The sequence below is a fragment of the Caenispirillum salinarum AK4 genome, from assembly GCF_000315795.1.
In the GTDB taxonomy this organism is placed as follows: Bacteria; Pseudomonadota; Alphaproteobacteria; order Rhodospirillales; family Rhodospirillaceae; genus Caenispirillum; species Caenispirillum salinarum.
The window spans coordinates 306,412-331,116 of record NZ_ANHY01000004.1 but is presented as its reverse complement, the minus strand read 5'-3'; the positions used below and the strand labels follow the sequence as shown (position 1 = coordinate 331,116).

The window sequence follows — 24,705 nt, the reverse complement described above, 5'->3', positions numbered from 1 at the left end:
GCAAGGGCAAAGGGCAGGCATGGACGACGAGGACATCCGCGACACCCGCGCCGGCCGCCGGCCGGTGGCGCCGGCGCTCGAGGCGCTGCTGGACAGCGGTTACGTCACGGCGTCCCAGTTCCTGCGCCACATGGACAGCGTCCTGGCCGACGAGGCGCGCCCCGTCTACCGCCGCTACGTGGGCGAGATCGACCCGCGCGAGCTGGTGGACATCGCCCGCCAGATCAGCCACTACCGCGCCAAGCACATCGGCGTGGCGCTCGCCATGGCCCAGAGCCGCAATCCGCCCAGCCGTCAGGAACTGGACGAACTGAAGGACCTGCGCGACCGGGCGGAGGAACTGGAACGGGCGCTGGAGGCCATCAAGCAGGCGGTCGGCGCCGATCTTCTCAGCCTCAAGGGCCTTGCCCGCGACCGGTGATCATCTCCGCGAGCTACCGCACCGACATCCCGGCCTTCTACGGCGACTGGTTCCGCCGCCGCCTGGACGACGGCGTCGTGCGCGTGCCCAACCCCTACAACGCCGCCCAGGTCTCGACCATTCCGCTGACGCCGGATGCGGTGGACGGCTTCGTGTTCTGGACGCGCAACGTCATCCCCTTCCTGCCGGTGCTCGACGAGGTGGCGGCGCGCGGCTTCCCGTTCCTGGTCCACCACACCATCCTGGGCTATCCCCGCGCCATCGACCGTGCCGTGGTCGCACCGGAAAAGGCCGTGGACGCCCTGCACGCCGTGCACGCGCGCTTCGGGCCGCGGGCGGCGGTGTGGCGCTACGACCCCGTGCTGTTCACCAGCCTCACGCCGCCCGCGTGGCATGCCGAGACGTTCGACCGGCTGGCGGGGGCTCTGGCGGGCGCGACGGATGAATGCGTGGTCAGCATCGCCCAGGTCTATCGCAAGACCGCCCGCAACATGGACCGCGCCGCCGCCGCCCACGGCTTCACATGGCACGACCCCGACGACGCGGAAAAGCGTGCGGTGCTGGAGGGGCTTGCCGCCCGGGCGCGAGGCCACGGCCTGGCCTTGTCGCTGTGCGGCCAGCCGCACCTGCGGGACCTGGCGCCCTCCGCCGCCGGAGTGGGGGAGGCCGCCTGCGTCGACGCCGCCCGCCTGTCCGACGTGGCGGGGCGGCCGCTCAGGGCGCTCGCCCGGCCGCACCGCAAGACCTGCGCCTGCGCCGCCAGCCGCGATATCGGAGGCTATGACACCTGTCCGCACGGCTGCGCCTACTGCTATGCCGTGCGCAGCCCCGACGCCGCGCGGGCGCGCCACAAGGCGCACGATCCGGCCGCCGACCGGCTGTGATCCGGTGGCAACCTCACCTTTGGAACCCGGTAGTTATAAAGTATACCATTTGGCCTGGGAATGAAAACGGACGCAAACGTTTGCTCGTGTCATGTCTTTGCCTTCTGTTCCGCCAAAAACCGCGGGAATCCACAAGCCCGGCAAGGTCATGCTGCGCCGCGAAAAGGTATATGTACCTTAGAATGAATTCATGTAAGCAGCCGAGGCGTGTATCACCCCTGACTATTCGCGTTTACCCGGCGCTTTCCGTTGGTCCTCAATAGGCTGGCGCCGGCCACTCCAGGAAAGGCCCGGTGCCTACAGTCCCATGAAGAGGACGCCACCCGGGGAGAAAAGTCATGGAACCGCAGACCCTGTCCGCCTTGCGCATCACCGACGAAACCCTTGCCGACCTCGCACTCGCCCGCCCGGTGCTGACGGCCCATGTGGACGAGGTGATCGACGCCTTCTACGCCTTCATCCTCGCCACGCCGGGCATGGCGGAACCCTTCCGCAATCACAAGACGCTGGACCACGTGAAGGCCGCCCAGCGCCGCCACTGGATCGACCTCCTGTTTGCCGGCCGCTGGACCGCGGAGTACGAGGCCAACTGCCGGCGCATCGGCGGCGCCCACGCCAAGTACGGCATTCCCCCGCGCCTCTACCTGGCTGGCTACAGCTTCTTCCTTGATGCGCTGACGGAACACGTCATCACCTTCTACAAGCGCAAGCCCAGGCTTGCCGTGCGCGCCATGAAGGCCGTGCACGCGGCGCTGTTCCTCGACCTGACCATGAGCCTGGAAGTCTATTTCGAGATCGAAAGGACCCGTACCAACCGCGCCGTGGAAGGCCACAGCAGCGACTTCCAGGGCACGGTGGGCGGCATTGTCGGCGGCCTGTCCGCCGCCGCCACCCAGCTGGGAGCCTCGGCAAAGACCATGACCGACGCCACGCAGACCGTCCGCGGCGAGGCCGCCAACGCCCGCTCTGCCGCCGAAAAGGCCAGCGAGAACGTGGAGGCGGTCTCCGCCGCCGCCGAGGAACTGTCGGCCTCCATCCGCGAGATCGAGCGCCAGGTTCAGGACATCTCCGGCCGCAGCCAGGCCGCCGACCGCAAGCTGGGCGACGCCCGTGCCGTGGTCGACCGTCTGCAGACGGCCGCCAACGACATCGGCCAGATCATCAGCCTGATCGAGACCATCGCCAGCCAGACCAACCTGCTGGCGCTCAACGCCACCATCGAGGCCGCCCGCGCCGGCGACGCCGGCAAGGGCTTCGCCGTGGTCGCCAACGAGGTCAAGGTACTCGCCAACCAGACCAGCCAGGCCACCGGCGAGATCAGCGGGCTGATCGGCAGCGTGCGGTCGGCCGTGACCGAGTCCGCCGACGCCATGCAGGAGGTCGGCGGCATCATCTCCGACCTGACGGAAATCTCCACCGCCATCGCGGGCGCCGTGGTGGAACAGTGCGCCGCCACCGACGAGATCGTCCGCAACGCCCTGCAGGCCACCCAGCACGCCCGCGAGGTCCACACGGTGGTGGACCGCGTCGACACCGCCGCGGCCGGCGCCGAGACCGCGGTGGGCGAGGTCGACGCCGCCGCCCATACGCTGTCCGACCACGCCGGCACCATGTCCGACAGCGTCGGCACCTTCATCGGCAAGCTGAAGGACGTGGCGTAGCGCGGCGCGCGAGTGGGCGCGGCGCGCGATTAGGTCAGGCCTTCACCGCCCCGGCGCCCCGGCTTTTGGGCGCGTCGGGGTCGAGCGGCCAGCGCGGGCGGGGTCGGGTGTCCAGCGGGTCGGTGCGGCCCAGGCGCAAGTGTTCCAGCCCCGCCCAGGCGATCATCGCCGCGTTGTCCGTGCACAGGCGCAGCGGCGGCGCGATGAAGGGCAGGCCGGCCTCGGCGGACAGCGCGGTCAGACGGGCGCGCAACGCGCTGTTGGCCGCGACGCCGCCCGCCACCACGAAGGCCGAGCCCCTGAACTCCCGCAGGGCGCGCTTCACCCGGTCGGCGATGGACTCCACCACCGCCGCCTGGAAGCCGGCCGCCAGGTCCGCCTTGTCCTGTTCGGCCAACGGCCCCGGCGGCAGCTTTTCCACCATCTGGCGCACCGACGTCTTCAGGCCGGAGAAGGAAAAATCGCAGCCCGGCCGTCCCTTCATGGGGCGCGGGAAGGGGAAGCGCGCCGGATCACCGGCCTCTGCCGCCGCCTGCACCGCCGGTCCGCCGGGATAGCCGAGCCCCAGCATCTTCGCCACCTTGTCGAAGGCTTCCCCGGCCGCGTCGTCGATGGTGGTGCCGAGCCGCCGGTACCGGCCCACGCCCTCCACCGCCAGAATCTGGCAGTGCCCGCCCGAAACCAGCAGCAGCAGGTAGGGGAAGGCCACGTCGTCGGTCAGCCGCGCAGTCAGGGCGTGGCCCTCCAGGTGGTTGACCGCCAGGAAGGGCTTGCGGTGCACGGCGGCGATGGCCTTGGCGGTCATCACGCCGACGATCACGCCGCCGATCAGTCCCGGCCCCGTGGTGGCCGCCACGCCGTCGATGGCGTCGAAGGGCAGGCGCGCGCGTTTCATCACCTCCGCCGTCAGGCGGTCGATGTGGTCCAGGTGCCCGCGCGCGGCGATTTCCGGCACGACGCCGCCGTAGGGGCGGTGCTCCTCGAACTGCGAGAGCACCACCTCGGCCAGGATGTTGCGGTCGCCGTCGACAAGGGCGGCGGCCGTCTCATCGCAGCTTGTTTCAAGTCCGAGTACGATCATGGCCGCCTATTTATCCCTTTTCACCATCGGGGTCAGCCCTTACAAATCCTGGTCATGACCACGCATCGCACGATTCGCATCGGCACCCGCGGCTCTCCGCTCGCCATGGCGCAGGCCCACGAGGTGCGCGACCGCCTCATCGCCGCCCACCCCGACCTGGCCGAGCCCGGCCGGCTGGAGATCATCGACGTCAAGACGACGGGCGACAAGATCCTCGACCGCCCGCTGTCGGAGATCGGCGGCAAGGCTCTGTTCACCAAGGAGCTGGACGACGCCATGCTGCGCGGCGACATCGAGATCGCCGTGCACAGCATGAAGGACGTCGAGACCAACATCCTCGACGGCATCGTCCTGCCGGCCCTGCTGCCGCGCGAGGACGTGCGCGACGCCTTCATGTGCCTGACCGCCAAGTCCATCGCCGAACTGAAGGAAGGCGCCGTCGTCGGCACCGCGTCCCTGCGCCGGGGCGCCCAGATCAAGGCGCGCCGGCCGGACATCCAGGTGGTGAACTTCCGCGGCAACGTCCAGAGCCGCCTGCGCAAGCTGCACGAGGGCCAGGTGGACGCGACCATGCTCGCCATGGCCGGCCTCAACCGCTTAGGGATGGCCGAAAAGGCCACCGCCGCCCTGGAGCCGACGGAAATGCTGCCCGCCGTGGGGCAGGGCGCCATCGGCATCACCTGCCGCGCCGGGGACTCCGAGTCCATCGCCCTGGTGGAGGCCCTGAACCACCAGGAGACGTACACCTGCGTGACGGCCGAACGCGCCTTCCTGCGCAGGCTGGACGGGTCCTGCCGCACGCCCATCGGCGGATGGTGCCGCTTCACCGGCCCCGATACCATTCGCTTCGACGGCCTGGTGGTGCGTCCCGACGGCACGGGGCTGCTGGAAACCTTCCGCGAGGGACCCGTGTCGGAGGCGCATGCGTTGGCCGATGACGCGGGCAAGGAGCTGAAGGCCCATTGCGGCCCCGAATACTTCATCATGTCCACGGAATGAGGTGGAAAAGCCGCTGATGCGTGTCCTGATCACCCGCCCCCTCGCCGACGCCCGGACGACCGCCGACCTGATGCGCGACCGGGTAGTCGAGCCGGTGATCGAGCCGCTGTTCAGCATCTCCACCATTCCCGCCGCCAAGGTCGACACCACCGGCGCCCAGGGCTTCCTCATCACCTCGGCCAACGGCGCCCGCTCGCTGGCCGAGACCCTGGGGCGCGACCACCCGGAAGCCTTTGCCCTGCCGGCCTATTGCGTCGGCGACGCCTCTGCCGCCACGGCGCGGGAGCGCGGCTTTTCCCAGGTGCGCAGCGCCGACGGCGACGTGACCGCGCTGGCCGGGCTGGTGCGCGCCAAGGCCCGGCCCGAAGACGGCGTGCTGGTCCACGCCGCCGGCACGCACGTGGCCGGCGATCTGGCCGGGCTGCTGGAGGACGCGGGCTTCACCGTCCGCCGCCAGCGCCTGTACGAAACCCGTCAAGCCGTTGCGCTGTCGCGTGAAACCGCCGACCTTCTTGCCACCAAGGGTGTCCACGCCGCGTTGTTCTATTCGCCGCGTACCGCGAAAATCTTCGTGGACCTTGCACGCAAGGCGAAAGTGGCGGACGCTTGCGCGGACATCGTGGCGTACTGCCTGTCGCAGGCCGTGGCAGACGATCTGCGCCCAATCCCCTTCGCCCGCGTCCGGACGGCCGCCGAACCCAACCAGGATTCGCTCCTGGCGCTGTTCGACGCCGACCGGGCCGCCGGCGTGTTCGCTGATGCCGAGGGAGACATCGTCATGACCGACCGTCCGGAGAAGGACGCCAAGGAGACCGAGGACAAGGACACGGGCAAGCCCGCCGGAAAGGGCGGGGCCTCCGACACCGGCAAGGGCAAGGCGGACGCCGGCTCGCCCGCCAGCGGCAACGGACCGGGCGGCTCCGGAAAAGGCAAGGGCGGCTCCGGCACGGCCAAGGGCGGCGGCAAGGACGCCGACAAGGACAACGGCAAGGCCCAGGAGAAGGGCAAGCCCGGGTCCGACAAGGACGCCACCGCCGCCGGCGGCGTGGGCAGCGTGCCGCCGGCCACGGCGGGCACCAAGTCCTCGACGGCGACGGCGGGTGGCGGCTCCACCAGCACGTCGACGTCGACGGCGGCGTCCTCCCCCTCGTCCTCGGGGCCGGGCGGCCCGGGCCGCACCACCGGCGGCCCCGGCGGATCGGGCTCGGGCGGCGGGCAGCCGGCGAAGAAACAGGGCCACCCCGTGCGCAACACGGCCATCGGCGTCGGCGTGGTGATCGTTGCGCTGGGCGTGGCCTACGGCTCCATGCCCTATTGGCGCGACAGCATTCCGGCCGCCTACCAGGGCTTCCTGCCGGCCTACCCGCAGGCCGACCAGCGCCTGACCGAGGTGCAGGCCGAGAACGAGGCCCTGCGCGGCCAGGTCACCGACCTGCAGGCCCGCCTGTCGGACCTTTCCAGCCAGATCGGCAACCTGCAGAGCCGCGTGTCCGAGGTCGCCGACCGCCCCGCGGCCGCGGCCGAACTGCCGCCCGACGTGACGCAGCGCCTGGCCGACATGGAAAGCCAGCTTCAGGTGCTGTCCAACCTGGACCCGCAGGCGCTGGAGCAGGTCGCCGCCGCCGGCGAGGCCGCCGGGCAGGAGGTCCAGGCCCTGCGCCAGGAGCTTGAGGAGATCCGCCGCGGCACCGCCGACGCCTCCACCGTGCTCGCCATGCAGGAACGGCTCGATCGCGTGCAGGGCATGGCGCAGCAGATGGCCTCGCGCCAGGACACGGCGCTGGCCTTCGTGCTGACCGCCGCGCAGCTGCGCCAGGCCGTCGACCAGGGCAATCCGTACGAGGCCGAACTGCGGACCGTGCGCGCCATCGCCGACGAGATGCCCAAGGTCTCGCTGCCCGACGACGGCGTGCTGACCGCCCATGCCGAGACCGGCATCCCGACGCGCGAGATGCTGGGCGAACGGTTCGACCGCCTGAGCGCCGACATCATCCGCGCCGCCGCCGCCCCCGACGACGCGCCGGCCTGGGTGCAGAAGACCGTCCAGCGGGTCATGGGCCTGGTCACCGTGCGCCGCACCGACGGCGAGGCCGTGGGCGACAGCGCGCCCGCCGTGGTCGCCCGCGCCGACAGCGCGCTGAATGCCGGCAATCTTCAGGCCGCCCTGAACGAGCTGTCCAAGCTGGAAGGCGAGGCCGCCGCCGCCGCGCAAGGCTGGATCGACGCCGCCCGGGCCCGCCTGGCCGCCGAGGATGTCGTCTCCGACCTGACGTCCGAGGCGCTGGCGCGCTTCGCCGCCACCGAGCGCGGCACCGATCCGTCCGACACCGGCGCGAACACCGGCCCCGATGCCGGCGGCGCGGCGGGGCAGGGCGCGGCCACGGGCGCCAGCGGTGCAACCGGAACGGGGGGCTGATCCGATGCTACGGGTTCTCGGCTATATCGTTCTCGTCGCCCTTATCGTTGCCGGCGCCGTCTGGATGGCGGAACGCCCCGGCGACGTGACTCTGGTCTGGCAGGGCTGGCGGGTGGACACCTCGGTGCCCATCCTGCTGCTGGCCATCCTTGTGGTGGTGGCGATCATCTGGGCCGTCCTGCGCATTCTGCGCGGCATCGGTGCCATTCCCGGCGTGGTGCGCGAAAGCGTGCGCGACAAGCGCCGCAAGCGCGGCCTGTCGGCCCTGGGCAGCGGCTATGCCGCCGTCGCGGCGGGCGATGCCCGCCGGGCGCGGTCCTATGCCGGCGATGCGGAAAAGCTGCTCGACGCGCCGCAGGCGACGCGCCTTCTGGCCGCCCAGGCGGCCCTGCTGTCCGGCGACGGCGACGACGCGCGCAAGCGCTTCGAGGCGCTGCTCGACGACTCCGACACCGAATTGCCCGCCCTGCGCGGCCTGATGGATCAGGCGCTGGCGTCGGGCGATCGCGTGCGGGCGCGCGAATACGCCGAGCGCGCCTTCGCCAAGGGCCGTCCCGCCTGGGCCGGCGAAACCCTGTTCAACCTGCAGGCCGGCAACGGCGAGTACGAAGCCGCCCAGGGCACGCTGGACGCCGGCGCCAAGGCGGGCATCTTCACCGGCGAGCGCCTGAACACCCTGCGCGCCACCCTGCTGATCGCCCGCGCTGAAGGGGCACTGGCCAACGGCGCCCTGTGGGAAGGCGTGAAGCTGGCCAAGCAGGCGCACGACAGCGATCCGGGCTTCGTGCCCGCCGCCCTGCTGCTGGCCCGCGCCTACAAGCAGGACAACAAGGAGCGCAAGGCCGCCCACGTCATCGAGACCACCTGGAAGCGCAGCCCGCACCCCGACCTGGGCGCGGCCTACCTGGCGCTGTTCGAGGAGGAGGGGGCCCTCAAGCGGTCCAAGCGGGCCGACGCCCTGGCCCAGGTCAATCCCGAGGCACGGGAAAGCCGCCTGCTGTCGGCCGAGGCCGCCCTGGACGCCGAACTGTGGGGCCAGGCCCGCGCCAAGCTCAAGCCGCTGACGGAGGAGCCCGTCGGGCCCCGCTTCGCCCGCCTGATGGCGCGCGTGGAAGAGGGCGAGATGAACGACACGAAGGCCGCCCTGGACTGGCTGAAGCGCGCCGCCGACAACGCCGCCAGCGGCGACCGCTCCGCAGTGCCGCCGCACTGGCAGTGCGAGAGCTGCAGCCATGTGCCGCCGCAGTGGGCGCCGACCTGCCCGGCCTGCGGCACCTTCGCCTCGGTCACCTGGCAGGGTCCGGCGCGCGCGCTGGTGCCGGTGAGCCAGCCCGCCTCGGCGGCGTAAGGCGGAGACTGGAGGACACGGTGTCCGGGGGCTTCCGCCCCCGGAACCCCGATCGAGAGGCGCAGCCTCTCGCGCTCTCCGGTTTTTTTGGCCATCGGGCGTGTCGCGGGTCGGCGAACAGGAATACCCGATATTCCTGCGAAAGAGGTTGTCACGAAATCGGCCTATGATCCGTCGACGGGAGCGCGGCAGGCCGCGCACTCCGCCAGTCGCCCTTGCGGCGCCGTTGGTGGCGACCAGCCGCTGTCCTGACAGCCTGGAAAACCGGCACCAAGCCCCACCGTCTCCGCCCTGTGACCGCCGGGCGACCGACGTGACAAAGCAAAAACGCCGCGCCATTCCCCTGGCGCGGCGTTTTCCGTTGCCGCCATACTCGCACTTCGCGAGGCGGCGGGTGCCCTACAGCGAGCCGCCCAGCACACCCTTGGTGGAGGGCACCGCGTCCACGGCCCGGGGGTCGATCTCGACCGCCTGGCGCAGGGCGCGGGCCAGGGCCTTGTAGCAAGTTTCAATGATGTGGTGGTTGTTTTCGCCATAACGGTTCGCAACATGCAACGTGATGCCCCCCGTCTGGGCCAGCGCTGCATACCATTCCTTGAACAGTTCCGTGTCGAAGTCGCCCAGTTTGTCGCGCGTGAACGCCACCTTCCACACCAGGTAGGGGCGGTTCGACAGGTCCAGGGAGACTTCGGTGGAGGTTTCGTCCATGACGATCACCTGGCTGCCGTAGCGGCGGATTCCCTTGCGATCGCCCAGCGCCTTGGTCAACGCCATGCCGATGGCCAGCCCCGTGTCTTCCACCGTGTGGTGGAAGTCGATGTGGATGTCGCCCTTCGCACGCACGGTCAGGTCGATGAGACTGTGGCGCGAGAATTGCTCAAGCATGTGGTTGAGGAAGCCGATTCCGGTGGACACGTCGTACTGCCCGGTTCCGTCCAGGTTCAGGCTGACACTGATTTCGGTTTCCTTGGTGACACGATCGACGGACGCTTTACGCATGTCGCGAGGGTATCCTTCATGACTTTGAATGCCTTAGACGGCAGTTCAGAAGTGAAAACTGCACGTCTTGAGCGTTGGTGCGGTTGTGAAACAACTGGAGCCGCAAACCGGAGCGCGATATCTTGACTGCGCTCCGGTTAGCATAGATCGGACCTCATGATTTACAACGGTGTATCGCTGTGACGCAGAACCAAAAACCTTTTGAGAAACGCCGGCAACCCATTACGGCCAAGGAATATGGGCCCGATCCGGTCGACGTGCACGTGGGCAGCCGCCTGCGGCTTCGCCGGACGCTTCTGGGCCTCAGCCAGGAACAGCTCGCCGCTGCCGTCGGCGTGACGTTCCAGCAGATCCAGAAGTACGAACGCGGCTCCAACCGGGTCTCGGCCTCGCGGCTGTACGACATCGCGCGCGTCATGGGCGTGCCGATTCAGTACTTTTTCGAGGACATCGACGACGAGGTCACCGGCAAGCGCCCCACCCAGAACCTGCCCGCCATGGCCGGCCTGGCGGAAATGCCGCAGGCTCCGTTCGAGCAGGACCCCATGAAAAAGAACGAGACGCTGGAACTGGTTCACGCCTACTGGCGCCTGCCCAGCGACGAGCAGCGGGAAGCCGTTCTGAAGATGCTGAAGGCCGTCGGCCGCCGCGATTGATCCGGTTTGGCCGCACCACCCGACCTCAAGATCAGGGCGGGTGACAGGCAGATCGGCCGGGATCGGGGGTGATCATCATCCTCTGGGCATGGGGTCCCGTGCCGGACGCCGCGCGGACAGGTGCCGCCGGTCAGCGGCGTGGCGTCTTTGAACCGGTCGCGGAGTCCGGCGTCACGGCATCGCGCGCCTGCAGAAGATGCGTCACGCATTCGGTCTGCCCGGCCTCTCGCGCCGCCTTGACGACCATCGTGATCATCTCGCGCAGGTTCGCCGGGCTCATGCCGCCGCTGCTGGATGCTCTCGCCACCGTTGCTCCCCACCAGGATCAGCGGAGCCACGACGGCGCCGCCTGATACACGGAATACGTATCTCTTAACCCATAGCAATACCTTTGCTTTCCGGCTTTGGCAACCGAAAAGGGCGAGCGTTCATTTTGAACTTCATGGTTGTTGCGCTCCTCGGCAGGGTTGACCCCGAGCCCGCATCTTCCCATCTTCCGGCTCATTCCAAGCCACGGCCCCCGCCCGGGCGGCCGTTCGGACCCACCAACCGCAGCGGGTTCCATGAGCCAAGATTCTTCCGACATCACCTGGCACGGCACCACCATTCTGTCCGTGCGCAAGAACGGCCGCGTCGTCATTGCCGGCGACGGGCAGGTTTCCTTCGGCAACACGGTCATGAAGGCCAACGCGCGCAAAGTCCGCCGCCTGGCCGACGGCAGCGTCATCGCCGGGTTCGCCGGCGCCACGGCCGATGCCTTCACCTTGTTCGAACGCCTGGAGGCCAAGCTGGAGCAGCATCCGGGCCAGCTCACCCGCGCCTGCGTGGAGCTTGCCAAGGACTGGCGGACCGACCGCTACCTGCGCCGGCTGGAAGCCATGATGGCGGTTGCCGACGCCGACGTCTCGCTGGTGCTGACCGGCAACGGCGACGTGCTGGAGCCCGAGGACGGCCTGATCGGCATCGGCTCGGGCGGCGCCTTCGCCCTGTCCGCCGCCCGCGCGCTGGTGGACGTGGACGGCATGGAGGCCGAGGACATCGCCCGCAAGGCCATGAAGATCGCCGGCGACATCTGCATCTACACCAACGACAACCTCACGGTGGAAGCGCTATGACCAGTTTCTCCCCCCGCGAAATCGTCTCGGAGCTGGACCGCTTCATCGTCGGCCAGGGCGAGGCCAAGCGCGCCGTCGCCATCGCGCTGCGCAACCGCTGGCGCCGCCAGCAGCTGCCCGAGGGCCTGCGCGAGGAAGTGCTGCCCAAGAACATCCTGATGATCGGCCCGACGGGCGTCGGCAAGACGGAGATCGCCCGCCGGCTGGCGAAGCTGGCGCAGGCTCCCTTCCTGAAGGTGGAGGCGACCAAGTTCACGGAAGTGGGCTATGTCGGCCGCGACGTGGAAAGCATCGTCCGCGACCTGGTGGAAATCGCCATCAACGACACCCGTGACCGCCTGCGCAAGTCGGTCCTCGCCAAGGCCGAGCTGAACGCCGAGGAACGGGTCATCGACGCCCTGGTCGGCCAGAACGCCAGCAAGGAGACGCGGCAGAAGTTCCGCAAGATGCTGCGCGAGGGCGAGCTGAACGACCGCGAGATCGAGGTCATGGTGCAGGACACCGGCGCCGGCCAGCTTCCCACCATGGACATTCCAGGCATGCCGGGCGCCCAGATGGGGATGCTCAACCTCAACGACCTGTTCGGCAAGGCCTTCGGCGGCCGCCAGAAGCCGCGCAAGATGATGGTGCGCGACAGCTATGACGTGCTGGTGCGCGAGGAAAGCGACAAGCTGCTGGACGAGGAAGAGGTCACGCGCGAGGCCATCGAATCGGTGCAGAACAACGGCATCGTCTTCCTGGACGAGATCGACAAGATCACCGCGCGGTCCGATGCCCGCGGCGGCGACGTCTCCCGTGAAGGCGTGCAGCGCGACCTGCTGCCGCTGATCGAGGGCACCACCGTCGCCACCAAGCACGGCACGGTGAAGACCGACCACATCCTGTTCATCGCCTCGGGCGCCTTCCACCTGGCCAAGCCGTCGGACCTGCTGCCCGAGCTGCAGGGCCGCCTGCCCATCCGCGTGGAACTGAAGGCGCTGACCAAGGACGACTTCAAGCGCATCCTGACCGAGCCCGAGGCCAGCCTCATCAAGCAGTACAAGGCGCTGATGGAGACCGAAGGCCTGACGCTCGACTTCCAGGACGACGCCATCGACGCCATCGCCGGCCTCGCCGCCGACATCAACAAGTCGGTGGAAAACATCGGCGCCCGCCGCCTGCACACGGTGATGGAGCGCCTGCTGGAAGAGATCAGCTTCACGGCCTCCGACCGCACCGGGGAAACCGTGCCCATCACACCCGAGCTGGTGCACGAGCGCGTCGGCGGCCTGGCGGAGAAGGGCGACCTGAGCAAGTTCATCCTCTGACCGCAGCGTCGTTCATCGCGACGGGAAAGGCCGGTACCCGGAAGGGCACCGGCCTTCTTTTATTTTGCCGTCGGCAAGCGGGCTGCCGCCCGCGCCCGCTTGGAAGGCCCGGCCTTCCAAACCATCCAGTTTTTCAATGATGAACGGGACGGCCGCTGGCGAAGGCGTTTGCGACTTCGCTGAGCCGCCATCAGATCGCGGGTGTGGGCGCGTGGCGCGCCCATGAAGCGGGGCTTGGGGCTGCCGCCCCGAGCGCGACAGCGTTCTGCTGTGGGCAGCGTGGCGCGCTGGGATAAAACCAGCCACGGCATACATGACGCATGACGAAGGCGGGCGCCTCCGCCAGGGGAGCACCCGCCTTCGTCATGCCGGAAAAGGAAAAGGGAGCGGCGAATGCCGCTCCCTTCCCTTGACTGTTCTGAAGCAGCCTTCGATTAGAAGGACAGCTGCAGGGCGACGATGCCGCCGGTGCCATCGCGCGACACGTCGGCCGTGCCGGCGGTGTTGGCGACGGCGTTGAAGTCGCGCTCACCCTCGGCCCAGAACACCGAACCGGCGGCGGTGATGCCGGGGCCCAGGTCGTAGGTGCCGTTCAGCATGACCTGCTCGTAGCTGTCCTCGTCGATCTGGGCGACGCCAGCGGCGGCCGAGTCGAAGTCCAGGATGGCACGGCTGTAGGTCACGGACACGCCGTACGGGCCGGTCTCGTAGCCAGCGCCGACGTTCCAGGCGGTGTGCTCGTCCTCGAACGCGACGGTCGGGGTGCTGGCGGTGCGGTTCACGTCGTCGACGTTCATGTAGCTGCCGCCCAGCTGGAAGCCGGCGTAGGACAGCACCAGGCCGGCGCGCCACATGGTCTGGTCGTCGGCGTCGGTGCCGCCGGGGACGTTCTGGCCGTCGTCGGTGATGTAGGCGACGTCGGCGCCGATGCCGACACCCGAGAACTCACCGTTGTAGGCGATGGCAGCTTCCCACTGGTTGCTGGAACCAGCGTTCTGGTCAGCCTGCAGCGCACCGCCCGGGTTCGGGGTCCAGGTCAGACCGGCGGAGAAGCCAGCCAGGGTCGGGGTGATGTAGGACACCGACGCGTCATCGCTGGAGATGGTGGTGTCGGTGAAGGTGCCCGAGGTGGCGCCGCGGAAGTAGTTCTGCGTGTAGCCGGCCGGGTTGAAGTGGTTGTTGGCGACGCCGTTCCAGGTCACGAAGCCCATGACGTCGGTCTCGGCAATGCCGAACTGCGGGGCGTCGTGGGCCAGGATGCCGTTCACGCCGTTGCGCTGACCGGCGACGATCTGACCGAAGGCGCCTTCGATGTAGGCGTACTGCTCGTCAGCACCGGCGGCGCCGACACCGGCCTCGAGCTGGATCACGGCACCGACGGTCAGGCCGTTGTCCAGGGTGGTGGCGCCGGTGAAGTACACCTCGGTGTCGGTGTTGATGCCGGTCGAGGTGCTCTCGACGGTCGCCGGGACGCCGGTGTAGTCGTTGTCGTCCATCGACGTGACGCCGAAGTACTGCTCCATCTTACCGCCGATGCCGAGCTGGATCTGCTCCTGGGCCATGGCCGGAGCGGAAACGGCAGCCGCGGCGATCAGCGCGGAGGTGCCAAGCAGGACCTTCTTCATGATGTCTTCCTCTTCTCTCGCAAATCGTGTTTGCAAAGCCGAAACTGATATCCCGCCGGGGGACCCCCATGGAGGCTTCTCCCCAGCGGCTACGGTGGACAATTAGCCACGAGGTATGAGAAAGGTCAATTCGCCGATCCGGAGAAACGTGTTCTTTTCTGCACACTGTGGCAGCGCTGCAACAACCCCTTCGGCCAGTCGGCTCTCGCGCCCTTGCCTCGCGCGCGGTATATAAAGGTGGCCGACACGGTCGCCGGACCCGCAAACGGGACCGGCCGCCGTCGCGGACCGCATGTCGCATGATGAGAGAGAGTTCATGAAGACCACGTTCAGCGCCCGCCGCCGCACCCCCGCCGTCCGCAGCGTCCTGGTGTCGCTGGCCGCCGTGGTGGCGCTCGCCGCCTGCAGCCAGACCCAGGCGGTGTTCCCGACGGACAAGGAACGCCGGAAAAATCCCGGCGGGACCTACGAGATGCAGACCATGCGTGAGTCCTTTGAGGAACGCGAGACGGTCTTCGGCCAGGGCGGGCTGAACCTGTTCGGCGACGACACGGACTCCAACGGCGGCGGCACCGGCATCGGCGTCAACGCCTGGCTGTGGCGTGCGACGCTGGACACCGTGTCGTTCATGCCGCTGGTTTCCGCCGATCCCTTCGGCGGCGTCATCATCACCGACTGGTACGCCGACCCCGCCACGCCCGGAGAGCGCTTCAAGGCCAACGCCTACATCCTGGGCCGCGAGCTGCGCGCCGACGGCCTGAAGGTCACCGTCTTCCGCCAGGTCCGCGACCCGCAGAACGGCGGCTGGGTGGACGCGCCGGTCGCGCCGGGCGTCTCCACCGAGCTTGAGGACGCCGTGCTGATGCGTGCCCGCGAACTGCGCATGGCCTCCAACGAAGGCTGACCGGCGCCGCCCGCGCCGGCCTTCTTCGCCCGACACGTTCCACACAGACCCAAGCAGGAAGTTGCCCACGATGTCGCGTCCCGACGACCGCTACACCGTCAAGGAAACCGAGGAAAAGTGGCAGAAGGTCTGGGACGACCGCGGCTGCTTCACCGCCACCGAGGACCAGTACAGGCCCAAGTACTACGTGCTGGAGATGTTCCCCTACCCCTCAGGGCGCATCCACATGGGGCACGTGCGCAACTACACGCTGGGCGACGTGGTGGCCCGCGCCAAGCGCGCCCAGGGCCATGCGGTGCTGCATCCCATGGGCTGGGACGCCTTCGGCCTGCCGGCGGAAAACGCCGCCATCGAGCGCGGCGTGCATCCGGGGAAGTGGACGCGCGAGAACATCACGGCCATGCGCGACCAGTTCAAGCCCATGGGCCTGTCCATCGACTGGAGCCGGGAAATCTCCACCTGCGAGCCGGAGTACTACCGGCACGAGCAGAAGATGTTCCTGGATTTCCTGAAGGCCGGCCTCGCCTACCGCAAGAAAAGCTGGGTCAACTGGGACCCGGTGGAGAACACCGTGCTCGCCAACGAGCAAGTGATCGACGGCAAGGGCTGGCGCTCCGGCGCGCCCGTGGAGCGCCGCGAGCTGAACCAGTGGTTCCTCAAGATCACCCACTACGCCGACGACCTGCTGGCCGCGCTGGACGACCTGCCGCGCTGGCCGGAGAAGGTCCGGACCATGCAGCACAACTGGATCGGCAAGTCGGAGGGCGCGCGCGTCAACTTCGACATCGTGGCGCAGCCGGCCGGCAAGCTGGCCTACGACCTGCCGCACGTGGAGGTCTTCACCACCCGCCCGGACACGCTGTTCGGCGCCAGCTTTGTCGCCCTGTCGCCGCACCACCCGCTGGCGGCGGCGCTGGCCGAGCGTGACCCGAAGCTCAAGGACTTCATCGCCGAGTGCGACCGCATCGGCACCTCGGAAGAGGCCATCGAGACCGCCGAGAAGAAGGGCTACGAGACCGGCCTGACGGTCCGCCACCCCCTGGACCCCTCGTGGGAGTTGCCGGTGTGGGTGGCGAACTTCGTGCTGATGCAGTACGGCACCGGCGCCATCTTCGCCTGCCCCGGCCACGACCAGCGCGACATGGACTTCGCCCGCAAATACAAGCTGCCGGTCAAGGCCGTCGTGGCGCCGACGGACGCCGACGTGGACACCTTCTCGCGCGAGATGGCGGTGCACGCGACCGAAGCCTACACCGATCCCGGCGTCGCCGTGAACTCGGGCTTCCTGGACGGCATGGACACGGAAACCGCCAAGCGGGCCGCCATCGAAAAGCTGGAGACGCTGGACAAGGGCACCGGCACCATCCAGTTCCGCCTGCGCGACTGGGGTGTCTCCCGCCAGCGCTACTGGGGCTGCCCCATCCCCATCATCCACTGCGACAGCTGCGGCGCCGTTCCCGTGCCCGAGGACCAGCTGCCCGTGGAACTGCCCGAGGACGTGTCCTTCGACACGCCGGGCAACCCGCTGGACCATCACCCCACCTGGAAGCACGTCGACTGCCCCACCTGCGGCAAGGCGGCCCGGCGCGAGACGGACACCTTCGACACCTTCTTCGAGTCGTCGTGGTACTTCGCCCGATTCGCCGACCCGACCAACGACTCGGTGGGCTTCTCCAAGGCGCGCGCCGACCACTGGCTGCCCGTCGACCAGTACATCGGCGGTATCGAGCACGCGGTGCTTCACCTGCTGTACTCGCGCTTCTTCACCCGCGCGCTGCGGGACTGCGGCTACCTGTCGGCCGCCGAGCCCTTCGCCGGCCTGTTCACCCAGGGCATGATCAACCACGAAACCTACAAGGACCCGAACGGCAAGTGGGTCGAGCCGGGGGACGTGGACAAGCTGCCCGACGGCACCGCCAAGCGCGTCTCCGACGGCGCGCCCATCACGGTGGGCCGATCGGAGAAGATGTCCAAGTCCAAGCGCAACACCGTCGACCCCACCCACATCATCGACACCTACGGGGCCGACGCCGCGCGCCTGTTCATGCTGTCCGACAGCCCGCCGGACCGCGATCTGGACTGGTCCGACGCCGGCATCGAGGGCGCCTGGCGCTACCTCAACCGCCTGTGGCGCCTCGCCGTGGGCTCCGGGATGGACCTGGGCCCCGCCGTGCCCGGCGGCCCGTCGCCCGAGGGCGCGGCGGACGAGTCGCTGGCGCTTGTCAAGGCCGCCCACAAGACCATCGACGGCGTCACGGCCGACCTGGAGGCCTTGCGCTTCAACACCGTCGTCGCCCGCGTGCGCGAACTGACCAACGCCGTCGCCGATGCCGTCAAGGACGGCAAGGCCGACCCCGCCGCCGTCAGGTTCGGTCTGGAAACGGTGGTGCGGCTGCTCAACCCCATGACGCCGCACATCGCCGAGGAGATCTGGCAGCGCCTGGGCCACGACACCATCCTGGCGGAAACGCCGTGGCCCAAGGCCGACCCGTCCATGCTGGTGGACGCCACCGTCACGCTGGCCGTGCAGGTCAACGGCAAGCTGCGCGGCACCATCGAGGTGCCCAAGGACTGCCCCAAGGACGAGGCGGAAAAGCTGGCGCTGGACCTGCCCAACGTGCAGGCGCAGCTGGGCGGCAAGCCGCCGCGCAAGGTGATCGTCGTGCCCGGCAAGATCGTCAACGTGGTGGCGGCGAAATGAGCGGCCGCGGCCTGACCACGCGCCGCGCCCTGCTGCGCGGCGCCGGGGCGGCGGGCCTGGCGCTCGCCACCGCAGCCTGCGGCTACCAGCCCATGTACGGGGGCGGCGCCCGCAACGGCACGGTCTCGCGCCAGTTGGCCGCGATCCGCGTCGGCCGGGCGGGCGACCGCGTCGGCCAGATCATGCGCACCGAGATCGAGCGCCAGGTGGCGGCGGCGGGGCGGAACGTGCCCAAGGTCTACACCCTCACCTTCTCGGCCGATCTGACAAGCACCGAGGTCGGCATCCGCAAGGACGCCACCGCAACCCGCGCCAACATCTTCTATACCGTCGACTACGAGCTGACACGCGGCGACGAGCGGGTGCTGCAGAAGACCGCGCGGTCCATCGCCAGCTACAACATCCTGGACGACCAGTACGCCGCCATCGTCTCGCGCGAGGATGCCGAGCGCCGGGCCGCCGAAGACGTCGCCCAGCAGATCGTCAACCGCCTGTCCGCGTTCTTCGTGGAGCAGGAGGAGGCGTGAAGCTCACCGGCGGGCGCATCGAGGCCTTCGTCGCCCGGCCCGATCCCAAGGTCCGGGTGGTGCTGGTCTACGGCCCCGACACCGGCCTTGTGCGCGAGCGCGTGGACAAGCTGACGCGCGCCGTTGTCGACGACCCGTCCGACCCCTTCCGCGTCGCCGACCTGACCGCCGCGACGCTCAAGGAAGATCCGTCGCGTCTGGCCGACGAGGCCGCCGCCATGGCATTGACGGGCGGACGGCGCGTCGTGCGCCTGCGCGACGCCGCCGACGCCGTCACGGCCCGCGTGAAGCCGTTCATCGAGGACCCCAAGGGCGATTCGCTGGTCATCCTCCAGGCCGGCGACCTGGCCAAGTCGTCGTCGCTGCGCAAACTGTGCGAGGGCGCCGACATCGCCGCGGCCCTGCCGTGCTACGCCGACGAGGGCGCGGGGCTGGAGACGGTGGTGCGCGACACCCTGGGGGCGGCGGGCCTGCGGACCTCGGCGGACGCCATGGCCTTCCTGCTCTCGCACCTGGGCGGCGACCGGCAACTGACCCGCGCCGAGCTGGAGAAGCTGGTGCTCTACAAGGGTGCGGCCGGCGGCGAGGTGACGCTGGAGGACGCCGCGGCCTGTGTCGGCGATTCGGCATCGCTCGGCCTGGACGACCTGAGCAACGCCGTCGCCGATGGCGACGTCGCCGGCACGCAGCGCATGCTCGACCGCCTGTTCCGCGAAGGCACCAACCCGGTGCAGATCCTGCGCATGGTGCAGCGTCATTTCCAGCGCCTGCACCTGGCCGTCGGCGCCGTGGAGGCCGGCAAAAGCCCCGAGGCGGCCATGAAGTCGCTGCGCCCGCCGGTGTTCTTCAAGGTCGCCAACCGCTTCCAGGGCCAGATGCGGCGCTGGACTGTGCCGCTGATCGGCCAGGCCCTGGACCTGCTGCTGGAGGCGGAAATCGACTGCAAGTCCACCGGCCTGCCGGCCGAGGAAATGTGCGCCCGCGCGCTGATGCAGGTGGCGCGGGCGGCCGGTCGGCGGCGCTGACCCGGCGTTCTACTCCGCCGGCGCCGACGCCGACGCCGTGGCGGCATCGGCCAGTTCCCGGCGGGCCTGGCCGATGATCTGGACCGCCGACCACAGGAACAGCCCCGCCATGATCGCCGCGACGATCACGTCCGGCCAGCCGGTTCCGGTGGCCCAGACGCCGCTGGCGGCCAGCATCACCGCCACGTTGCCGATGGCGTCGTTGCGGCTGCACAGCCACACCGACCGCACATTGGCGTCGCCGTTGCGCCAGCGCATGAGCAGAAGCACGCTGCCCAGGTTGGCCAGCAGCGCCAGGAAACCGATGGCGCCCATCACCGGCGCCTCGGGCGTGCCCAGCACGGTGACACGGTAAAGGGTGCTGCCCAGCACCCACAGCCCCATGATCGACAGGCTGATGCCCTTCACCAGCGCCGCCTTGGCCCGCACCGTCGCCGCCATGCCGATGACGGCGAGGCTGATGCCGTAGGTTGCCGAATCGCCCAGGAAATCCAGCGCGTCGGCCTGCAGCGCCTGGGACCGCGCCGCCAGGCCCGCCGCCATCTCGACGACGAACATGGTGGCGTTGATGGCGATGACGGCCCACAACACGCGGCGGTAGGCGCGCGACGTGCCGTCGAATCGGGCGTTGGCGCCGCAGCATTGACCGGCCATGGTCGGCTCCTCAGCGTTTCACGGGTTTGACCTTCATTGCCGGCACCCTAAATTCTCTAGTCGCTATAGCTTCAAGCGGAAAATGCGACTCATGGCCGACCCCACGTTCTCCATCGGCCGGCTGGCGCAGGCCAGCGGCTGCAAGGTTCCGACCATCCGCTATTACGAGCAGGTGGGCCTCATGCCGCCGCCGGCGCGCACGGCCGGCAACCAGCGGGTCTACACCCGTCACCACGCCGAGCGCCTGACCTTCATCCGCCATGCCCGCGACCTGGGGTTCCCGCTCGACGACATCCGGGATCTGCTGGGGCTGACGGAAACGCCGACGGCCTCCTGCGCGGAGGCCGATCGCATCGCGCGCCGGAACCTGGAGTCGGTGCGCCACCGCATCCAGCGGCTCAAGCTTCTGGAAGCCGAACTGGAGCGCATGACGGAGCATTGCGAGTGCGGAACGGTCGACCGGTGCCGCGTGATCGAGATCCTGTCCGACCACGACAAATGCCTGGCCGACGATCATCCGCCGGCGCCCTGACCGGGCGGCCGCGGCGGCCTCCCCTGCCCGCCCCGCGCCTACCCTTTCACCGGGCGGTGCCCGAATACCGCCGTGCCGACGCGCACATGGGTCGCGCCCAGGGCGATGGCCGTGGGGTAGTCGTCGCTCATGCCCATGGACAGGACCGGCAGGCCGTTGCGGCGGGCGATCTCGCGCAGCAGGGCGAAATGCAGGGCGGGTTCCTCGTCCACAGGCGGAATGCACATGACGCCGCGCACCTCCAGCCCGTAGTCGTCGCGGCAGCGGGCGATGAAGGCGTCGGCGTCCTCGGGGTCGATGCCGGCCTTCTGCGGCTCCTTCCCCGTGTTGACCTGCACCAGCACGGGCACGCGGCGGCCCTGCCTGTCCATCTCGGCGGCGAGCGCCCTGGCGATCTTTTCCCGGTCGACCGTCTCGATCACGTCGAACAGGGCGACGGCGTCGCCCGCCTTGTTGGATTGCAACGGACCGATCAGGTGCAGTTCCACACCCGCGAACCGCTCCTTCAGCGCCGGCCACTTGCCCTGCGCCTCCTGCACGCGGTTCTCGCCGAAGACGCGGTGTCCGGCCTGAAGCACCGGCACGATGCGATCCGCCCCGTGCACCTTGGAAACGGCCACCAGCGTCACCGAGCCTTCGCGCCGGGCGGCGTCGCGTTCGGCCGTGGCGATGGCCTCCTTGACCTCGGAAAGGGCGGCGGCGGAATCGAAATCGTCAGCGGTCATGGCGCGGGATCGGGTCCGTGGCTAGGATCGGGGGCATGAAGACCCGCACCTTAGCAAGCCGCCGCGCCGGCGCAAAGACGCGCCGCGTCCCCACCCTGACCGTCACCGACACGCGCCGCATGCCCGATCCGGCGGCCGTGGCCGCGACGCTGCCGCGCGGCGCGGCCATCGTCTTCCGCCATTACGAGGCGCCGGACCGCGAAAGCCTGGGCGTGCACCTCGCCGCCGTCTGCCGCCGGCGCGGGATCAGCTTTCTGGTGGCCGGCGACTGGCGCCTTGCCGCGCGGCTGGGGGCCGACGGCCTGCACCTGCCCGAGGGCCTGGCCCGCCACGGCATCCTCTCCCCTGCCCTGCTGTGGCGCCGGCGGACGGGGGGCCTGCTCACCATCGCCGCACACGATCGCAGCGCGCTCGCCATCGCCGGCCGCCTGAAGGCCGACGCGGCGCTGCTGTCGCCGGTGTTTCCGACGGCCAGCCATCCCGGGGCCGCCACCCTCGGCCCCTGGCGCGCGAGCCTGTGGGCGCGCACGGCGCCCCGGCCGGTGATGGCGCTGGGCGGCATGAGCCCGCACCGCGTGCGGCGGCTGGCCGGTGTGGCCGGATGGGCCGGCACCGGCCTCGCCTGAGCCCTAGGCGGCTTGCCGACGCCCCTTTTCCAGCGCGCGGAACAGGTTGGCGACCATGGCCGCGCCGGCGTCGCCGCGGCTGGTCAGCAGGCTTTCGGGGTGGAACTGCACGGCGCAGACCGGCAGGGTGCGGTGCCGCACCGCCATGACGATGCCGTCCTCGCTGCGCGCCGTCGCCTCCAGCGTTTCGGGCAGCGCCGCGGCGTACAGGGAGTGGTAGCGTCCCACGGTCACCGTCTCCGGCAGCCCCGCGAACAGCGGATCGCCGGCCTTCAGCTGCACGGTCGAGGGCTTCCCGTGCACCGGCGTCGGCAGTTGCCCGAGGGTGCCGCCAAAATGCTCCACGATGCCCTGCAGGCCCAGGCAGACGCCGAACACCGGCAGCCCGCGCGCCAGCACCGCCGACAGGGTCCCCGACAGATCGAAATCCGCCGGCCGCCCCGGACCGGGCGAAAGCACCACCAGGTCGGGCGCGAGGTCGTCGAGCAGCGCCGGATCGAACCCGGCGCGGTGCGTGACGGCCTCCGCCCCCGCCGCCCGCAGGTAGCCCGCCAGGGTGTGGACGAAGCTGTCCTCGTGGTCGACCAGCAGCACGCGCAGTCCCGCCCCCGGCAGCAGTGGCGCGGACGCCGGCGCGGGCGCAGACGCGGACGCGGACGCGGCGGCGGCATCGTCGCGGTCCAGCACGTCGAGAAGCGCACTCGCCTTGAGCACCGTTTCCGCCTCTTCCGCCGCCGGATCGCTGTCGAACAGCAGCGTCGCGCCGGCGCGCACCTCCGCCACGCCGTCCTTCAGCCGGATGGTGCGCAGCGTCAGGCCGGTGTTCATGTCGCCGTTGAAGCCGACCATGCCGACCGCCCCGCCGTACCAGGCGCGCGGGCTCTGCTCCACGGCCTCGATATGGGCCATGGCCGCCCGCTTGGGCGCGCCGGTGACGGTGACCGCCCAGCAGTGGGTCAGGAAGGCGTCCAGGGCGTCATAGCCGGCCCGCAGGCGGCCCTCCACATGGTCGACGGTGTGGATCAGGCGCGAGTACATCTCCACCTGCCGCCGCCCGATGACCCGGATGCTGGCGGGGTCGCAGACGCGGGCCTTGTCGTTGCGGTCGACGTCGGTGCACATGGTCAGCTCCGCCTCGTCCTTGGCGGAGTTGAGCAGCTTGCGGACGTTCTCGGCGTCCTCCAGCGCATCGGCGCCGCGCCTGATGGTGCCCGATATGGGGCAGGTTTCCACCCGTCCGCCGGTGACGCGGACGTACATCTCGGGGCTTGCCCCCACCAGATGCTCACCGCCGCCCAGGTTCATGAGGAACCCGTAGGGCGCCGGATTGCGCCGCTTGAGCCGGTGGAACAGCACCGACGGCGCCGTGGCGGCCGGCCGGCGGAAGACGCGGCCGGGGACGCATTCGAACATCTCTCCGCGCGCGAACCGCGGTATCGCCTGCGAAACGATCCGGGCGTAAGCGCCGTCGGCCATGTCGTCCTTCACGGGCCGGTCGGGCGCGGCGACGAAGGGATCGTCGGCCACCGCGCGCGGCAGGCCGTCGGTCGCCGTGCCGTCGGGGGCGGTGACATCGTAGTCGACGCGGATCGCCCGCCGCGCCGCATGGTCCACCCAGGTCACCGAATCGGGCAGGTAGAGCACCATGTCGCGGTGATCGGCCGGGCGCGGCAGGCGGTGGGGGATGCGCTCGAAGGCCAGCGCGATGTCATAGCCGAAGGCGCCGTAGAGGCCGAGCAGCGGGTCCTCGGGGCTGCCGAACAGCTCGGTCAGCGCCCGGACGGCGGAGAAGGCCGAGCGCTGGCGGCTGCGGTCCTCCTCGGCGAAACGCTCCGGCGGCGCGGCGGCGGTGGCCGTGACGCGGTCGCCATCGGCCGTCACGTGCCCGAGATGGGCCTGGCCGTCGAAGGCGGCAGCCACCGCCGGCAGCAGCACGCGGCCCCGATCGTTCAGGGCGCGCACGCCGATCGCCCGTCCCCGCGCCGTCAGCACCAGCGGCGGATCGCGGAATCCCAGATCGAAACGGCTGTAGCGGCCGGGAAACTCGTAGGACGACGCCAAGAGGACTCCCGGCCGGCGGTCCAGGGCTGCGGCGAGTGGTTCGGTGGCCCCGGCGTAAGGCAGCGGCGTCACGGCGCGGCGCACGGCCAGGCCGCCGGCGGTGCGGTAGGGGGTGGGCGAGGGCTCTGTCATGGGTCGGTGTCTCTCTCTCTCGGTGGTCGAAACTCTCGATCCGGGGAGAGACGGCCCAGGCAGGGCCCGCGTGATGCTTCGGAAAAAGAAACAGCCGCCTCGTCCCCGAGGCGGCGTGTCGTGCTTGCGCGCGAGTGGTCGGCCGCCCCGTCAGTCGGGGCGCCACCAACGGCCCGTGCAGAGGGCGGTATGGATCGCGTGCGTGCTCATGCCCCGAACAGTGCGCGGCATCGCGGCGGGTGTCAAGCACGCGCCGCTGTTGCTATAACGCTGACACCACGGGCAACACGACTACGGATACGGAGA

22 protein-coding genes are annotated in these 24,705 nt (G+C 69.8%); 15 read left to right on the top strand and 7 right to left on the bottom strand.

Annotation, left to right across the window (positions count from 1 at the left end; translation table 11 throughout):
* Positions 1–19 precede the first annotated feature (19 nt).
* From C882_RS04990 to C882_RS04980, 3 genes are all read left to right on the top strand, one after another.
* A complete protein-coding gene (locus C882_RS04990; protein ID WP_009539465.1) occupies positions 20–421 on the top strand; it encodes a hypothetical protein in 402 nt (133 codons plus the stop codon).
* Complete coding sequence (locus C882_RS04985; RefSeq protein ID WP_009539464.1) at positions 418–1,305, top strand: DUF1848 domain-containing protein; 888 nt, start codon at positions 418–420, stop codon at positions 1,303–1,305. The genes C882_RS04990 and C882_RS04985 overlap by 4 nt, the downstream gene beginning before the upstream one ends.
* 338 nt (positions 1,306–1,643) lie before the next feature.
* Positions 1,644–2,966 carry a globin-coupled sensor protein gene (locus C882_RS04980; RefSeq protein ID WP_009539463.1) on the top strand — a complete coding sequence of 441 codons (1,323 nt, stop codon included), beginning with the start codon at positions 1,644–1,646 and terminating at the stop codon, positions 2,964–2,966.
* A 34-nt stretch (positions 2,967–3,000) separates the two neighbouring features.
* Here the strand turns inward: C882_RS04980 and tsaD are convergent, their stop codons facing one another.
* Positions 3,001–4,047 carry a tRNA (adenosine(37)-N6)-threonylcarbamoyltransferase complex transferase subunit TsaD gene (tsaD, locus tag C882_RS04975; RefSeq protein WP_009539462.1) on the bottom strand — a complete coding sequence of 349 codons (1,047 nt, stop codon included), beginning with the start codon at positions 4,045–4,047 and terminating at the stop codon, positions 3,001–3,003.
* 54 nt (positions 4,048–4,101) lie between these two features.
* Between tsaD and hemC the strand changes: the two genes are divergently transcribed.
* Genes hemC through C882_RS04960 form a run of 3 tightly spaced genes read left to right on the top strand, consistent with a single transcriptional unit; the run spans position 4,102 to position 8,810 of the window.
* Positions 4,102–5,046, top strand: coding sequence for a hydroxymethylbilane synthase (hemC, locus tag C882_RS04970; RefSeq protein ID WP_009539461.1), 945 nt, complete (start codon positions 4,102–4,104; stop codon positions 5,044–5,046).
* Positions 5,047–5,062: 16 nt separating this feature from the next.
* The gene (locus tag C882_RS24540) at positions 5,063–7,462 is read left to right on the top strand and encodes a uroporphyrinogen-III synthase (RefSeq protein ID WP_152415202.1); all 2,400 of its coding nucleotides are present in this window, start codon (positions 5,063–5,065) and stop codon (positions 7,460–7,462) included.
* Positions 7,463–7,466: 4 nt separating this feature from the next.
* Positions 7,467–8,810: a heme biosynthesis protein HemY gene (locus tag C882_RS04960; RefSeq protein ID WP_009539459.1), complete on the top strand. Its 1,344-nt coding sequence runs from the start codon at positions 7,467–7,469 to the stop codon at positions 8,808–8,810.
* A gap of 399 nt (positions 8,811–9,209) precedes the next feature.
* Here C882_RS04960 and hisB read toward each other — a convergent pair whose 3' ends face one another.
* Positions 9,210–9,809, bottom strand: a complete 600-nt coding sequence (gene hisB / locus C882_RS04955) for an imidazoleglycerol-phosphate dehydratase HisB (protein ID WP_009539458.1) — start codon at positions 9,807–9,809, stop codon at positions 9,210–9,212.
* Positions 9,810–10,066: 257 nt separating this feature from the next.
* On the opposite strand from hisB, the gene C882_RS04950 reads away from it, so the two are divergent.
* Positions 10,067–10,465, top strand: coding sequence for a helix-turn-helix domain-containing protein (locus C882_RS04950; RefSeq protein ID WP_236262472.1), 399 nt, complete (start codon positions 10,067–10,069; stop codon positions 10,463–10,465).
* 130 nt (positions 10,466–10,595) lie between these two features.
* On the opposite strand, the gene C882_RS24940 is transcribed toward C882_RS04950, so the two are convergent.
* A complete protein-coding gene (locus C882_RS24940) occupies positions 10,596–10,745 on the bottom strand; it encodes a hypothetical protein (RefSeq protein ID WP_160166768.1) in 150 nt (49 codons plus the stop codon).
* A 283-nt stretch (positions 10,746–11,028) separates the two neighbouring features.
* Here C882_RS24940 and hslV point away from each other — a divergent pair, with 283 nt between their 5' ends.
* Positions 11,029–11,580, top strand: a complete 552-nt coding sequence (gene hslV / locus C882_RS04945) for an ATP-dependent protease subunit HslV (RefSeq protein ID WP_009539455.1) — start codon at positions 11,029–11,031, stop codon at positions 11,578–11,580.
* Entirely contained in the window at positions 11,577–12,887 is a 1,311-nt protein-coding gene (hslU, locus tag C882_RS04940; RefSeq protein WP_009539454.1) for an ATP-dependent protease ATPase subunit HslU, read from the top strand. The genes hslV and hslU overlap by 4 nt, the downstream gene beginning before the upstream one ends.
* Positions 12,888–13,321: 434 nt before the next feature.
* Here the strand turns inward: hslU and C882_RS04935 are convergent, their stop codons facing one another.
* Positions 13,322–14,512 carry a porin gene (locus C882_RS04935; protein WP_009539453.1) on the bottom strand — a complete coding sequence of 397 codons (1,191 nt, stop codon included), beginning with the start codon at positions 14,510–14,512 and terminating at the stop codon, positions 13,322–13,324.
* 316 nt (positions 14,513–14,828) lie between these two features.
* Here C882_RS04935 and C882_RS04930 point away from each other — a divergent pair, with 316 nt between their 5' ends.
* The 4 genes from C882_RS04930 (at position 14,829) to holA (ending at position 19,669) form a co-directional block, all read left to right on the top strand.
* Positions 14,829–15,416 (top strand): DUF3576 domain-containing protein, encoded by a 588-nt coding sequence (locus C882_RS04930; RefSeq protein WP_009539452.1) that lies wholly within the window; start codon positions 14,829–14,831, stop codon positions 15,414–15,416.
* 70 nt (positions 15,417–15,486) lie between these two features.
* On the top strand, positions 15,487–18,117 hold the full coding sequence (gene leuS / locus C882_RS04925) for a leucine--tRNA ligase (protein WP_009539451.1): 2,631 nt from the start codon (positions 15,487–15,489) through the stop codon (positions 18,115–18,117).
* The gene (gene lptE / locus C882_RS04920) at positions 18,114–18,644 is read left to right on the top strand and encodes an LPS assembly lipoprotein LptE (protein ID WP_009539450.1); all 531 of its coding nucleotides are present in this window, start codon (positions 18,114–18,116) and stop codon (positions 18,642–18,644) included. Before leuS ends, lptE begins: the two co-directional genes overlap by 4 nt.
* The gene (gene holA, locus C882_RS04915; RefSeq protein ID WP_009539449.1) at positions 18,641–19,669 is read left to right on the top strand and encodes a DNA polymerase III subunit delta; all 1,029 of its coding nucleotides are present in this window, start codon (positions 18,641–18,643) and stop codon (positions 19,667–19,669) included. Before lptE ends, holA begins: the two co-directional genes overlap by 4 nt.
* A gap of 9 nt (positions 19,670–19,678) precedes the next feature.
* Here the strand turns inward: holA and C882_RS04910 are convergent, their stop codons facing one another.
* Entirely contained in the window at positions 19,679–20,323 is a 645-nt protein-coding gene (locus C882_RS04910) for a cation transporter (RefSeq protein WP_009539448.1), read from the bottom strand.
* 91 nt (positions 20,324–20,414) lie between these two features.
* Here C882_RS04910 and C882_RS04905 point away from each other — a divergent pair, with 91 nt between their 5' ends.
* Positions 20,415–20,855, top strand: a complete 441-nt coding sequence (locus tag C882_RS04905; protein ID WP_009539447.1) for a MerR family transcriptional regulator — start codon at positions 20,415–20,417, stop codon at positions 20,853–20,855.
* Positions 20,856–20,893: 38 nt separating this feature from the next.
* Here C882_RS04905 and C882_RS04900 read toward each other — a convergent pair whose 3' ends face one another.
* Positions 20,894–21,580, bottom strand: a complete 687-nt coding sequence (locus tag C882_RS04900; RefSeq protein WP_009539446.1) for a YggS family pyridoxal phosphate-dependent enzyme — start codon at positions 21,578–21,580, stop codon at positions 20,894–20,896.
* A gap of 35 nt (positions 21,581–21,615) precedes the next feature.
* On the opposite strand from C882_RS04900, the gene C882_RS04895 reads away from it, so the two are divergent.
* A complete protein-coding gene (locus C882_RS04895) occupies positions 21,616–22,206 on the top strand; it encodes a thiamine phosphate synthase (protein WP_009539445.1) in 591 nt (196 codons plus the stop codon).
* A gap of 3 nt (positions 22,207–22,209) precedes the next feature.
* Here C882_RS04895 and C882_RS04890 read toward each other — a convergent pair whose 3' ends face one another.
* Positions 22,210–24,399: an anthranilate synthase component I gene (locus C882_RS04890; protein WP_009539444.1), complete on the bottom strand. Its 2,190-nt coding sequence runs from the start codon at positions 24,397–24,399 to the stop codon at positions 22,210–22,212.
* Positions 24,400–24,705: the final 306 nt, after the last annotated feature.